Here is a 14,256-nt window from a genome sequence, read left to right as displayed (position 1 = left end):
ACGACGAAATCCGGACCGACAGTAGATACTCCGACGGAACGTATTGAGGGACAATAAGATAATAAGCCCCGTCCGTTCAAAGGAAAAGAGCACTGTGTTTGACCAGTTTGTGCGTTTTTTTACTTGAATCGGAATTGATAATTGTATAGCATTGCCCAGCTTGAAAGGATTCCACAAGTCGCGTTTACGTCTGTTTCGGCTCCGGTGACGGAGTGAGGGTGGGCGTACAGGCGGCTTAGCTGTGTGGCGCTATACGTACTCTGGCGCGGAAAGGAGGGCAGGAAGCGAAAGAAACGTAGGGCAAGGGATGCCTTAACCGGTGTCAGGATGACATTGGGGGGTATCGAGTGTTTGACATCAAAACCAACTGTAATAGAGGAAAAGGAACAATGAGAAAACTGCTAATTCTCACTCTCGTGTTGGTGTTTGCTCTGGGTTCGATGGCGTTCGCGACGCGGACCCGCGTGCTCACCATGGGCAACAACAACAATGTCCTGCTGGACGATGCCAACATCTGGCTCTATCCCAGCCGGATCAACCAGTACCCGAACCTTGGCATTGCCGAGATGGAGAACTATCAGGGGTTCGATGATTTCTATCAGTTCGGCATTCACTGGAAATTCAGTGAAAGCAATCCCTGGGTACTTGGTACGTACATTTCGCTCGGTCCGGACGATCTTCCATCGACATATTCGACGAGCGAGATATCCAATTACAGTTTTACCAGCAACTACTGGTGGTACGAATACGGCGCGGCTAAACCGTCCGATGTGATAATCAATACCCGGAGCACGAACCGTCGAATCGATCTGCTGTATGGTCGGAAGTTTGGGACGACCCAGTTCGGATTCGGGTTTGGTTACTCTCACGGTAGCGACAGCCGTAAATGGGACGACACGTTGAATACCAAGTACAGCTTCTCAAAGTATACGGTGGCGCTGGGGCTCACTCCTGAGGACGGGAAATGGGACGTGGCGATCTCATACTCGATGGGGACTTGGACAGACGAGTCGCCGCTGGGATACAAGCTGACCGAGCCTGATGGTTATTACGACTTCATGATTGGCGGCCGGTATATTTACCAGTACAACCCGACCATCAACTTCGTGCCTCATGCCGCCGCCACGTTCGGCTCGCACGGACAGAAGGTCGATTCCGCCGGCTGGGCCGATGATCCGTGGGTTGATGACAATGGCATCCGGGTAAAGAGCAAGCAGGCCGCGTTCGAATTGGGCTGCGGTATGCAGTATATGCCGACCACCAACGTCCTGGCCGTTCTTGACTTCGGGATTCAGTATCGCTCGGTCAAGAACACCGATATTGCGTGGAAGGGCACGAGCGGTTCGAGCCCTCGTGACGACCAGAAGGAGCGGACGTTCAATATTCCGTACTGGAGGATCGGGCTTGAGGGCGAAGTGTTCAACTGGATGGACGTTCGCCTCGGAGCCACGTCAGACTGGCAGTCCTTCAAGGCTGAATGGGACCAGGGATCAACGACGTACTCCTCAAACTATGACGAGGTGAAGAGCAACTGGGCCGAGAACACGACGTTCCTCGGCGTTGGTCTGAATTTCAATCGTCTGCATATCGACACTTACACCGATCCGCAGATCGTGCTGGATGGTTTCAACTTCATCTCCGGAAGTGATGAAGCCGACCACCTGAACTTCCAGGTCTCCGTCCTGTACGAGATGTTCTAATCGCATTCGGCGAGATAGTTCAAGGGCAGGAGCTAACGCTCCTGCCCTTTGTTTTTCCGGTGTTACTCACTGGTCATTCGCACATGTTTTTCATTGCACGTCTCAAGACACGGTCATATATATTTAACGAGTTATGAGCGAACAGTTTATTGGGGACTATCGGGTCCTCCGAAAGATCGGCGCGGGAGGCATGGCCAAGGTGTACCTGGCCGTGCACCAGAATGTGCCGAATCTCAAAGTCATTCTCAAGATACTCGGTGACCCGAGTCTCGGTGACCGGTTTCGCCAGGAGGCGGACAAGCTCGCGCTCCTCGACGGTCATCCCAACATCTGCCGTATCAAACATTTCTTCAGTCATGGCGAAGACACGGTCATTGCGATGGAGTATATCGATGGCGTCTCGCTTGACGATCGCATCTCCCGGGAAGGACGCATACCGATCCCGGAGGCGATCAGCATTGTCACGCGTGTGCTCGATACGCTTCAGTTTGCTCACGAGAAGGGGATCAACCACCGCGACATAAAGCCCAGTAATATCATGATCGATCAGCAGGGTCAGGTGAAGGTGATCGATTTTGGAATTGCTAAAAGCAAGACCGACCCGAATCTCACGATGGCAGGAGCTACCTGTGGCACGCCTGCCTATATGCCACCCGAGCAATTTAATCCCAAAGAGGATACGAATTACGCTCTGGCGGATATATACGCGCTCGGCACGACGCTGTATCTTATGCTGACCGGGGAACTTCCATTCAAAGGGGACAACGAGTTTGCGCTACGGGATGCCAAGCTGTTTACCGAAGCACCCAAACCGCGCTCGCTTAACCCGGCCATCCACAAGCAGCTTGAGGCGGTCGTAGTTCGTGCACTCGATAAGAACCCGATGTCGCGTTTTGAATCAGCTCTGGCCATGAAACAGGCGCTGGAGGCGGTTCCTGTCGATGGTGGCGCTGCGCCCGAAAAGACGGTCGCTGTCATGAAGAGCGGAAGCGAGGGTCGTCGCGGGCGTTCTCGTCTCCCCGTGTTCGCGGGGATCGTTGTGCTGGCGGTTGCGACGGTCGGCGGCTGGCTGTTTCTCAAACCGGGTGTGAATCATCCGCCCAAGCTCATGGCGATAGCGGACCAGACCCTGAAGCCGGGCGCGCGACTTCGATTTGCAATTGCTGCAAGCGATGAGGACAAGACGAATCCGATTCTGAGCGCAGAGAATCTGCCTGATAACGCGACCTTTGCACCCGCCAATGGTTTGTTCGACTGGACGCCGTCGGAGAATCAAATCGGGGCGCACCGTATCACGTTTGTCGCGACCGACCACAGTGATGCCTCGCTACGGGACACTCATGTGGTGACCTACACTGTCGAAGGTGTAACCGCAGACGGTACGCCGCCCGCCATGGCCACGCTGGCCATCAGTGTCAGGCCACGAGGAGATGTGTTTGTTGACGGCGTGTTGAAGGGGAGTTCGGTCCCCGGTATGTCAGTACCGGTAACCGCCGGTACGCATATCATCATGGTGAAGAATGAACGGGCGGTCGAGCGGGTGCGGGTTGATACGGTGGATGTGGCATCAGGTGAGACCGAACGCCGAACCTATGCATTCACATTCACGCCGGAAGTGGAGCGGACGGAAGTTGTCACGCCATCCGCCACCGGAGAGTTGCGGATCAGCTCGCGGCCGACCGTAGGAGCGCAGATCTATATCGATGGTGAGCTGCAGGCACGCCCCACGCCCAACACGTATTCGGTTTCGGCGGGGGCTCATTCCATTCGTGCCTTCCTGGATGTCGGCGGTGAGGTTCGGGAGCTTTCGAAAGATGTGCAGGTAGCTCCCGACAGCACCGTGCGAGTGGAATTCAATTTCGCGGAATAAATCTTTCCTTGTGCATCCAAAATGGCTATTTTGGGTCAAAGTCAAACATCTGATTATATCTGTTCATAAGGAGCCGTTATGAGTACCAGAATCCATCCAGGGAAGCTGTGGGGTGTTCTCATCGTGGCCCTCGCGGCCGCATGGCTGGTGGCGCCGAATGCGTTTGCGCAGAAGGAAGCAAAGGTATCGTCGGTGGCCGACAAGCTGACCGAGGCGCTGTCGTTTTACGCGGCAGCGGAGTTCGAAAAAGGTCTGGCGATCGCCAATGACCAGTTGAAGCGGAAGGACCTCACCCAGGGTGACAGTATCGCTGTATACGAGACGCTGAGCCTTCTCACCTACGGAATGGGCGAGAAGTATCGCGGCAAGGCGGTGTCGTACCTGGAGACCATGGCCAAGATCGGGCCGTGCGTACTCAGACTGCCGCGCGAGCTCTGGCCTCCCGAGTTGCGCGACCGGTGGTATCGGATCACCCAGGCGGCAGGTATGCTGACCTGCGCCGATCAGATCGCAGGTCCGACTGTCAAGACGATTGCGATCATGCAGTTCGACAATTACTCGGTCGGGAAATACCAGGAGCAGCTTGGTCTGATCAGCAAGGGGCTGGCGGACATGTTCGCGATGGATTTCGCCAAGGTCAGCGATCTCAAAGTGGTGGAGCGTGACAAGATCAATTTCGTGCTGAAGGAAATCGAACTGCAGCAGTCCGGCAATGTGGACCAGGCCACCGCGGTGCGCGTCGGCAAGATTCTCGGCGCGCAGTACATGGTTTTCGGGAGTATCACCCAGCTCGACGAGCGGACCACGCGCATGGTGGTGCGAGTGGTGAAGGTTGAGACATCGGAGATAGTCGCTTCGGTGGACAAGGAAGGGAAGCCGGATTATTTCGATATGGAGAAAGGGCTGGTGGCGGAATTGTCGCAGAAGCTCGATGTCACACTGAGTGACAAGGCGCGCCAGCTTCTGCAGGAGGGCGGTACCTCCTCGTCGGACGCCACCACGTTCTATTCGAAGGGGCTCGACTACATGGACAAGTACGATTACAAGAACGCCTACGAGAATTTCAAAAAGGCGTACGAGGCGGACCCGAAGTTTGTCGAAGCCAAGCGTAAAATGGACCTGTATCGGCCGTTGGTGGGTTGACCGGAGCCGTTCGGACACGAAGAGGTGAGAATGAAGAAACGAATTCTTGGTCTCTGGGTGACTCTGGTGCTGGTGGCGGTCGCCGGGATGGCCTGGTCGCAGGAAGCAGCGCCGGTCGGGGAGGATGCTTCCGACAAGGAGATCGCCGCCTGTTACCGTCAGATCCAGAAGAACCCCAAGAGTGCCGCACCATGGCGGGAGCTTGGTCTGGCGTTCTACAAAAAAGGGGACTGGCCTAAGGCCGAAGATGCGCTGATGCAGTCGGCCCGCATCACACCGGACGCCAAAACCAATATGTATCTGGGCCTGGTGTTTGAGAAACAGCAGCAGATGGGAAAGGCCATCGATGCCTACGCCGCTGCCCTGAACTTGAATCCCAAGGGGAAACTGCGGTCGGACGTCCGAGCACGGCTCGACTTGTTGATGTCGCAGAAGCTCAAAGAGGATGCGGTGCTCGCAGTTCAGAACGAACAGACAATCAAGGCTGATACCATACCGGAGAACACGATTGCGGTGGTTAATTTCGACGGTTCCCGCCTTCAGCCTGAATTGGCGCCGATTGGAGCGGGACTGGCTGAGTTTACGTCGATCGATCTCGCCAAGGTGAGATCACTCAGAGTGGTGGATCGTTTGAAGATAGACCTGATCCTGGACGAGTTGAAGCTGGGACAATCGGCAGCCGCCGACAAAAGCACGGCCCCGCGAGTGGGGAAGCTGCTGGGCAGTCGACGCGTGGTGACAGGCACGTTGATCGGTGCCGGGGAAGACAAGATTCGCCTCGATGGTGCCGTCATTACAACTACTGACAGTTCGCTGAAGTACCCGGAAGCATCGGAGGGGGACGTCAAGGCGTTCTTCAAACTTCAGAAGCAGTTTGTGTTTTCCGTGCTGGACAAGATGGGGATCACGCTGACATCCGAAGAGCGCGACGCCATTTCCAAAGTGCCGACCGAATCATATCTGGCGTTCATCGCATATTGTCGGGGTTTGGATTACCGCAACAGGGGAGACTTTGATCAGGCGAAGGCCGAATTCAACAACGCTGCGGCGCAGGATAATGGGTTTACAGAGGCCGCGAATCAGTCGAGTCTTATGGCTGCTGCCGCAGCCCCGCCACCGGCACCTGGCGGCGGTGATTTTCCGCCGTTTGAAGCCGCGGTGCTTGAGGGTACAGGCGGCAGGGGTGAATCCTCGCCAGATGCGGGCAGGCGGCTCGACTTGGGTGGACTGGATGTCCGCCTGAACAACATTCTCCATCGCGGCGGTGCAATCCCCGGATTCACGGGTTCGCCGCGTGTGATTATCAATCCGCCCATCGAAGGGACTGGCACGGTGGTGATAAGGGGGACGACCGATGGCAAGTAAGCTACGGGCATTGTGTGTGATTGTCGCGGCTCTCGTTATCATGGGTGCTTCGACAGCACAGGGACAGATTATCTACGGTCAACCGGCGGCGGCAGGTACGCGGCTGACGCTGACACACTGGGAGATCAAATCGGACACCTTCAAGACCGAGGTCGACCAGTATTCCTTCCCGGTCACGTCGTTCGTGCCGCTTGGGGAGAATTTTGAGGCGCAGTTGTATCTGGCGAGCGCCTCGAGTGATCTGTCGGTTGCGGGCAACGATTACAAACTCACGGGGATCGGCGATGTCCGCGCCCAGGTGAGCCATTCGTTTTCGGATGACCATTTGCTTATCAGCGGTGGAATAAGTTTGCCGACCGGAAAGAAGAAGTTGACCTTCGATGAGGAATGGAACGTCCTGCAACTGCTGACACAGAATTTCCTGTCGTTTCCGGTGCGCCGTCTGGGCGAGGGGTTTGGGTTTAACGGTCTTGTCGGCGGCGCGACAATGCTTGGCTCGGTGCGAGCCGGCGCCGGTCTGATGTACCAGTTCAATGGCAAGTACACGCCCTACGAAGGGGCGGATAAGTATGACCCCGGCGACTGGATTAGCGTCAACGGCGGTCTCGATGGCGGCAGCGGCAGCTGGTTATGGACCGGCAATCTGATTTTCACGCTGTACACTGCCGACAAGTACAAAGGCTCCAAATCGTTCAAGCAAGGGACTCAGACCGAGCTGCAGTTCGGCGTCAGGACCGAAAAGGCAGAATCGTATGCGGCCAGTCTTGACCTTGGGTATCTGCTTCGCGGACGCAATACGCGCTATCAGGCCGACGAGACGATCAGCGAGCAGCTACGACTTCTCGGCAACGAGTTCAACGCCGGTTTTTCAGTCATGAAATATCTGGGGCCGAACTGGTTCGCCGGCCCAAGTTTGGACATTCGGTTCGTCGGAGAAGACGAGCGGCCTGCGGACGAGGGACTGGGAAGTTCGAACATTCTGGGAATCGGTGGTGCCTTTGGAAGGAAACTGGGGAAGGGGCTGTTTGATATCGGTTTCACGTACTACACCGGCTCGGCCGATGGCGGGGATATGGATATCACCGGCTATCAACTGTACACTGACCTGAAACTGGCGCTGTGAGGGAGGAGAAAGCAATGAAAAGAACCATTCTCGTTTCGATCACAGCGCTGGTCGTGTTGGCCGCCGTCGCGGCAATGATGTCGTGCAGTGAGCGGATCAACAGCAATCGGAAGGATATTGGCATCATCGGCCTGAGCGCGCAGATTGTCTCGCCACAGACGCAGGATTCGATGTATTTCCGGTTGCGCGTGGAGGGTCCGGACTGGCGGCTCGAACCGCCGCTGATTCTCACGGACAGCGCCGGATGGCTGGTGGGATCTATCGATGTGCCTGCAGGACGTGGACGGATATTCACGGTGGAGGGTTTTGACTCGACGTATATGTACACGGACCAGCTCGAAGAGGTGATTCTCTACCAGGGTGTTGACACGATTGATGTCATCGCTGGGGAGCGGAATGCGGTGGGGATATCGCTTCAACCGGTGAAGCCGATGATTCGTATATCGCCCCGATTCAAGCATGTGCTGCCGTACGATACGTTTTCGGTGTCGGTGAGGTTGTATGATACAGCACGATACACGGGAATTATCTACCGGGTTACTTACGACCCGTCAATCATGCAGTTCGACAGCGCCAGCGCTGGTTCCGATCTCGATATGGCGTTTCTTACTTTCTCCTCTTACCCAGATACCAGTCAGACGTTTGTGACGTTCACATTGTCCCCGAAGCAGGCGCCGCCGAATGGCCTATTCAAAACGGGAAGGTCGGGCACGCTGGCGAAACTATATTTCACTTCCTACTTTCCATCCGGCGCAATCGATTCGACCATGTTGGCGGTGTCGTACCTTGATCTCCTCAGGGATTCGGTCGGACAAACGCCCAACCCTTGGCCAATACTGTTTTCGGGCGGGTGCTTACTTACTGTTGGGTACGATCTGACGGCAGCGTTTGACGTGACCGGAAGGGTTCTTGATGCTCTCACCGGTCAGCCGTTGGCAAATGCGACGGTCACTATCACTCAATCTCAGGAGCGAGCTAACCGGCCCAATGCTCTGGGTGATTCTGTTCTGACTGATAGTCAGGGGGAATACCACCTCACAGGCATTCCTGAAGGGAATTTTGAGGTAATTGTCAGCAAAGCCGGATACGTGACCTTCTATGATTATCGCACTTTCCGAAGTTCCATTCGGTTGGCGCCGATTGTCCTGACCCAGGAATTGCCCGCCAACAGGTTCCGGTTTGTGCTCTCGTGGGGAGAGACGCCGAAAGATCTCGACGCATATCTGTGGGTGGAGGCGGCTGCCGCCACGATGTTAGTATATCAAGGCGCACAGGGTGACTCACTAAATGCCCCATTCGCGCACTTGGACCGAGACGATTTGGAATACTTTGGTCCGGAGACCATAACGATCTATTCGTTGTACTTGCCCACCAAGTTCGCTGTGCGAAACTGGTCGTTGGAAGCACCGCTCGCCGGTTGTGGTGCGCATGTGGATCTATATTGGGGAAATATAAGGTACGGGAGTTGGGATGTGCCGCCGGCAGGCACCGGCGAATGGTGGTACGTCTGTGACTTGGCTCCTGGGACAACTTATCCGGTGCTCACCTACAGAAATCTCATTACGGTCACGCCACCAGGACCGGTTCCTGTGTTCGTGTCAGGGAAAACGCAGTCTGCCACAGGAGGGCAAGCAATCCGTCAATAGGCGTCCATTACTTCGATAGAAGTGAGGCGATCGAAGCAAAGCTGCTGCATCGTGTTGACGTAGCGACAAAAGAAGAAGGACCAGCCATCGGCTGGTCCTTCTTGGCAACTTCGAGATTGCCACGCTCCGATGTCCCGGCTGTGGCGGTCCATCTCCGCTCGCAATGACTTGACCCTACACTTTTTCCACATGCCCGGAGTTGTGTCTAATTCTCCAGCATCGTCGCTTCTTTGATTTTGGCGTCGAGAACTGTTCCGGCGGCAAACTGTCCCTGTCCGCCCTTGATTAACAGGCCAAAACCGAGGATGAAAGAGATGATCTTCTTGTTGCCGCCCTTGGCGACTGCCTCGCCATCGAGCTTGATACCTGCCCCTTTGGCCGGTTTGAAACTTCCTTTCCCCTGAAGTTCTTCGAATTTCAGTTTGAGCATACCCCCCTTGCCCGGCTTGCCGGCCTTCTGAACTTCAGCCACGGTAGCAGTACCGGGCGCACCGGCCTCGACGATTGTGACGCCGCCGATAACCACCGGCTCGGCCAGTGATATCTTGACCTTGTCCCCTTGTTTGAGGGAGCCGGACGAGACCTTTTGCGCGGAGTCAATTTTGACCTTGATGGCCTGTCCTGCCGGCAGCTGGACCTTGCCGGCCAGAACTGTGGAACCACTGAGCAAACATAGGCCAAAAGCGCCAACGAGCGCCACTGCCAGTAACCTTGTCATATAGCCGGGTTTCATAACCGTTTCCTCTCGATTCAAGATGTTCCGCCTTTGGCTCTATTTAAGCGTTGGCAGTTGGTCTGTCAACGGCGGCGTGAAGCTAATGGCCACTTTCTTGCCGACATTGTCAAAACTGATCTGGCCTTCCATCTGGAACAGCGAATAGTCACCGTTCAGCACTTTTTCATCACTGGGGTTTTTGCCCCACTGGCAGACACTCGCTGAAGTGTCCAGCGCAATGTGAATATCGTCCCCCATCTTCCAACTAAACGTTACCGGGTCTTTGGCGAATATCTGGGTCAATTCGCCCCAGGAGGGATCGCGGCCTGCATCGGTAACCTCAATATGCAAATGGCCGGTCCCGGGGACGGTTTCGATCTTGCACGTGTATCGCTGGCGCTGTTTGAAACGGGCAGCGGACGTCAGATACGCGTCGATCATCTTCACATTGGCGTCATCGCCGGCCTGCTCGAACTGAGTGCGAAGGGTGCGAAGCTGTGTGACCGCTGTGTCAAGCCGGAAGCTGGGATTGAGGTTGGCATTGATGCTGGTGGTGAAACCGCCAATATCCTTGCTGACCTCTTTTGCCTGTGCGACCGCAACTTTCTTCGTGCGTCTCTCTTTGATGGCCCGGCCGAGGTCCTTCTCTTCCTCACTTAATTCTCTTGCCGACGTCGATTCTTCCTGCTGGACCAGGCGAACCAGTTCGCTCCAGACAGTGGTATCGGTCTGGTCGACTACGGAGTTCTTAAAGAGCTCCCAGTATTTCTGGACTCGGACAGACCGGCGATACAAGGGGGTGGTCTGGTCTCCCTTCTGGAAGCTCAAGAGTTCGGCCTCCAGTTGTTTATGGCGATCGGTCAGTGCCGGAGTGTTGGTCTGCAGGTCCGGTTTGGGCCAGAGGTTCTGGTCACGGACTATCTCGGAGAACTGCTTCACGGCGTCATTCAGTTGTACCACGGCACCGGCTTCACTGACGTTTCGATAGCGCGTGCGAATCTGATTTGCCGGCACACGAAAATCATCGAAGAGCCATCTTACCATCTTGGAATTGTAGTAGTTGTCATAGGCATTGAGCACGGCACTGCGCTCAGCCGGGGGAATATTGAAAATGTTATTCCCGCGGGAGGCAAGTACCTGATCTTCCAGACCGGTTGTTCGATTCAGCAGCCAGGCGTAATGATAGATATGTGGTAGAGAGTAAATCAGTATCCATATAAAGCAAACTGTTGCCACGAACTTGGCGACCGCGCGGAAGCGCGAAATCTTGCGATTGCGAATGACCGATGACAAAAGCCAATGGAACGGCTCTTTAACGCCGACCGGACGAATCTTGGCCGGTGGCGTGTAGATCGATCGGCCGACATCGGTGCCGATCCGCTCGGGGGTCTGACCGGTGTTGGAGACGAAAAAGACCTGGAAATCGAGAGTGCGCCCAACTACGACCTTGAGGAACTCGCGCAGCCGAACAAGTACATTACGCACGGTACCTGCCCATGCCTGATTCGAGGCCACCCGATTGCTGCTCAGTACCCGTTCGAGGAACATCTCGAAATCCTCGCTCAGGCATTTCTCATCTTCCGGCGAAACAAGGATAACCTGGCTTTCACCGGTGAAACCATCGAGAATGTCCGCCTTGGTCACGACCAGAGCGATAGGTATCGGCAGACGGGCTTTGAGCGGTACCAGCCGTTCGAGCATGTTCACGAACGATGCCACGTGCGCCTGGCTGACAAGCTCGGCGCCGAGTACTTTGGGGTCGAAAAAGAACAGGATGCCATCGCAGCCGGTCATGAAATCGGCCACTTTTTCCTGCAATTCGTGCATTTCGGATATGGAAACCGCTTTGCCATTGTAGTCGTAGGTCACGATCGGCACTTTGGTGGAACGGTCGAGAATGGCGTTGAACAAAAGCAGCCGCTCGCCGGTTGTCGGCTCCGGAAATCTCTTCTCTCCACGGAGATCGACAGCAGTACCAACACCGGATTGGGAGCCAAGTCCCCAGATCGACCGGTAATGCGACAAAAATTCCCCGGCCGTGGCGTTGTCGATCACCGAGATCTGCAGATCCTTCGAGACCTTTGAATCCTCATTGAGAACGGTGAAATAAACCGTCTTGCCGGCGTTAGCGTGGCCATACACGCCCACTCGCACGCCCGAAGGCCAGCTAAAGCCGCCATCGGCCTTCTTCGTCGCCCCCTTGCCACCGCTCTTTTTGAATATCTTGAGTAATTTCTGTGCTTTCACTGCCGTTTCCGTAACTATGGACCCCGTATGTCCCTATTTGCTCATCGTGCCGGGTGGCTGAGCCGCACGCTCCTGCAACTGCTGAAGTTTCGTATCATTGTACTTGTGCCACCGCATTGGAATCCAGATCGCCAGAAATATCGAAATGAGAATGATCAGGGTGTAATAGAAGTACGCGGGGTTGCGCTGCCGCATTACCAGCCCGGTGTAGCGTGAGCTTGAGAACGCGCCGCCGAGCTTGGCGCCTGCCTCGGAGAAGAATTGACGAAGCCGTTTCCAGAAGCTTGAGGTGGCCAGATACTGCCACTGCATGAGGTAGTATTCGAACAACCTGCTCTTCTCGCGCAGCCTGGAGAACGTGTCCACGCGCTGGAGATGGAACTCGAGCGTGGTCCGGTCCTTGAGCAATTCTGGTCCCAGGGCATGCCGCCGCCGCGCCAGCTCGAGGAACTTGAGCGGGTCCGACATGGCACCGAACTCTTCCGGTGTGAGCCCCGCCTGCACTCGCTTCCCATACGTATTGATGATTCTGGCCATTTCCGTCAGGAGGAAGGCGTTCAGGCGGCTGTTGTTGTTCAGGCTCCCTTCACGGAAAAGCAGCGGTGCAAGCGTGTTTTCGAAATACGGCACGTCCTGCTTCACGTTTCTCAACCCGCGGCAATACAGATACGAGCGGTTGGATTGACCGTCGACATCCGCCTCCGATTCGAAATTAGTGATCAGAATCTGAATAGTGATTTGTCGCAGGTCAGAACTATTGAGAGGCGTCAACTGGATTTTTTCCAGGAAGAACTGATCGACTGCTATGGCTTTGTCGCGCTGCTGTCGGAGCGCCTGGAAGACGGCCGAGATGCCATTATAGGTCTGGAAGAACGCCTCGGTTTCGAACGACGCAGCTTTTTTTTCGTATGTTTCCAGATATCGGAACAGATCTTCGATATACTCGTTTATCCCTGCACTCATACTCTCTACTCAGTCTTCACATTGCGTACACGACAAGGTCCATCTTGCCGAGTTTGGCGAATTTTTCCGGCTGGCGCAGGCCGCGGAAAATGAGGGTAACCTGCCGCACCGATGGCGCCTTGAACATATCCTGCGGTCGGAACGCCACTTTATTGGCAAAGGTTGTGGTGTCGACATCGACGGGATCGGTTTCACCCAGTCCGCGTGCCTGGTTCAATCCCAGCCGCACCTGCATGCTGGTCCATTCGGCCGCGGTGTGCAAGTCCTTGGCCAGTTGGATGACCGTATCGGCGATCGCGCGCGGCTCGGCGATCTCAATCACCAGATAGCTTAGTTCACCCACCTGCTCGAGTCGATTGGCGCCATATGTCACCATGCGATAGGTTCTGCCCTGATACGTGAGGGTATCACTGGCGACGGCATCGCGTCCGAGGTCGGTCGGTTTCATTTGGGCAAGATAGGCCAGTATGCCCCGGAGAACGCCGAGGATCTGTTCGATGGAGTTCAGGTGGCCGCCGACATCGTGGTGGTTGTACTCAGTCAGGATGAACGCATCGACCGAGGCCATGAAGCGCCCGATATCGGTGTTCAGTTCTTTGGTAAAGAATCGCTCATTCAGATAGTCGCGAAGGCCGGGATAAAGATTGAACAGGCTCGAAAAGATCCGGAACAGCCGTTTGAAATAGGTTACGAGATGCGCCGGATGAACAGCATTTCTGCCAAGCGTCAGCTCGTCTATACTGGAAGCCAGATGAAAGACGATCTGGTAGATAGTGTCTTTGAATGCAGCCTGGAGGTCGGTTTTTTCTCCGGACAACGCCCCCGGTACGGCCAGGTAGGCCCGCGAGGCGAGCGACAACAGATTCTCAAGGCGATTTCTGAATTCGGTGGCCCGCTGCAGAAGACGCTCGTCGGCATTAACACTCAGGCAAGGCGGGTAATAGGCGGGAGAATGAGTTACCTCGCTGCCGGCGATCATCAATTCGGCAATCTGCAGGCATTGTCCTTCCGGGACGTTCGGTCGTGTGCCGAGGTGCAGCGCGTAGTCCAGTGTCAGGTAGGGCACGCGGGGGATATCCTCAGCCGGGTCCGGTTCGCCCACCTGTTTTCTGGCGGCGATATCGACCGTTAAGTAGACAGGTACGGTCGACTCGCCGACGGCCATTTCCGCGCGAACGATGTTGCGTGAGGCCTCGGCGATCTGGACAAAGCTGCCGTCGGGCGTAAGCGCTTCGCAGTGCAATACCTCGACCACCAGCCTATTCCCCTGAAGGGACATGTTCATGCTGAGGGCAGGTTTCCCCGAGAGAGATTTGCGCACCAGCCCGTAGTGGTCCGCCACACCGGCGGCGTACCATCGCGAGAGTTCTTCGAAATATGATTCCTGGTCCTTAAGATGCTGCCGCGTGATCAGCATCCCGTCCTGCCAGTTCACCGAGTATAAGCGAAAGTCAGCCATAATCATGCCTCTGATAATTGGTCCA

The 14,256-nt window shown here is 55.6% G+C and carries 10 protein-coding genes; 6 read left to right on the top strand and 4 right to left on the bottom strand.

Features of this window, described 5'->3' with window-relative positions; genetic code table 11:
• Nucleotides 1–389: 389 nt before the first annotated feature.
• From AB1644_09270 to AB1644_09245, 6 genes are all read left to right on the top strand, one after another.
• The gene (locus AB1644_09270; protein ID MEW6051233.1) at nt 390–1,700 is read left to right on the top strand and encodes a hypothetical protein; all 1,311 of its coding nucleotides are present in this window, start codon (nt 390–392) and stop codon (nt 1,698–1,700) included.
• Nucleotides 1,701–1,833: 133 nt separating this feature from the next.
• Nucleotides 1,834–3,570, top strand: a complete 1,737-nt coding sequence (locus AB1644_09265; protein MEW6051232.1) for a protein kinase — start codon at nt 1,834–1,836, stop codon at nt 3,568–3,570.
• A gap of 78 nt (nt 3,571–3,648) precedes the next feature.
• Nucleotides 3,649–4,713, top strand: coding sequence for a CsgG/HfaB family protein (locus tag AB1644_09260; protein ID MEW6051231.1), 1,065 nt, complete (start codon nt 3,649–3,651; stop codon nt 4,711–4,713).
• Between the two features lie 30 nt (nt 4,714–4,743).
• Nucleotides 4,744–6,078 carry a tetratricopeptide repeat protein gene (locus AB1644_09255; GenBank protein ID MEW6051230.1) on the top strand — a complete coding sequence of 445 codons (1,335 nt, stop codon included), beginning with the start codon at nt 4,744–4,746 and terminating at the stop codon, nt 6,076–6,078.
• The gene (locus AB1644_09250; protein MEW6051229.1) at nt 6,068–7,201 is read left to right on the top strand and encodes a hypothetical protein; all 1,134 of its coding nucleotides are present in this window, start codon (nt 6,068–6,070) and stop codon (nt 7,199–7,201) included. The genes AB1644_09255 and AB1644_09250 overlap by 11 nt, the downstream gene beginning before the upstream one ends.
• A 14-nt stretch (nt 7,202–7,215) precedes the next feature.
• A complete protein-coding gene (locus AB1644_09245; GenBank protein MEW6051228.1) occupies nt 7,216–8,847 on the top strand; it encodes a carboxypeptidase regulatory-like domain-containing protein in 1,632 nt (543 codons plus the stop codon).
• Between the two features lie 205 nt (nt 8,848–9,052).
• Here the strand turns inward: AB1644_09245 and AB1644_09240 are convergent, their stop codons facing one another.
• From AB1644_09240 to AB1644_09225, 4 genes are read right to left on the bottom strand one after another with little or no spacing between them, the layout of a single operon-like run.
• Complete coding sequence (locus tag AB1644_09240; GenBank protein MEW6051227.1) at nt 9,053–9,580, bottom strand: hypothetical protein; 528 nt, start codon at nt 9,578–9,580, stop codon at nt 9,053–9,055.
• Between the two features lie 39 nt (nt 9,581–9,619).
• Nucleotides 9,620–11,809: a GTPase domain-containing protein gene (locus AB1644_09235; protein MEW6051226.1), complete on the bottom strand. Its 2,190-nt coding sequence runs from the start codon at nt 11,807–11,809 to the stop codon at nt 9,620–9,622.
• A gap of 33 nt (nt 11,810–11,842) precedes the next feature.
• Nucleotides 11,843–12,772: a hypothetical protein gene (locus tag AB1644_09230; GenBank protein ID MEW6051225.1), complete on the bottom strand. Its 930-nt coding sequence runs from the start codon at nt 12,770–12,772 to the stop codon at nt 11,843–11,845.
• Between the two features lie 16 nt (nt 12,773–12,788).
• Complete coding sequence (locus AB1644_09225; protein MEW6051224.1) at nt 12,789–14,231, bottom strand: hypothetical protein; 1,443 nt, start codon at nt 14,229–14,231, stop codon at nt 12,789–12,791.
• Nucleotides 14,232–14,256: the final 25 nt, after the last annotated feature.

Source organism: Candidatus Zixiibacteriota bacterium, from assembly GCA_040753875.1.
GTDB lineage: Bacteria > Zixibacteria > MSB-5A5 > GN15 > FEB-12 > DATKJY01.
Note: the sequence above shows the minus strand (reverse complement) of the source record. Positions and strands in the feature narration are given on the sequence as shown.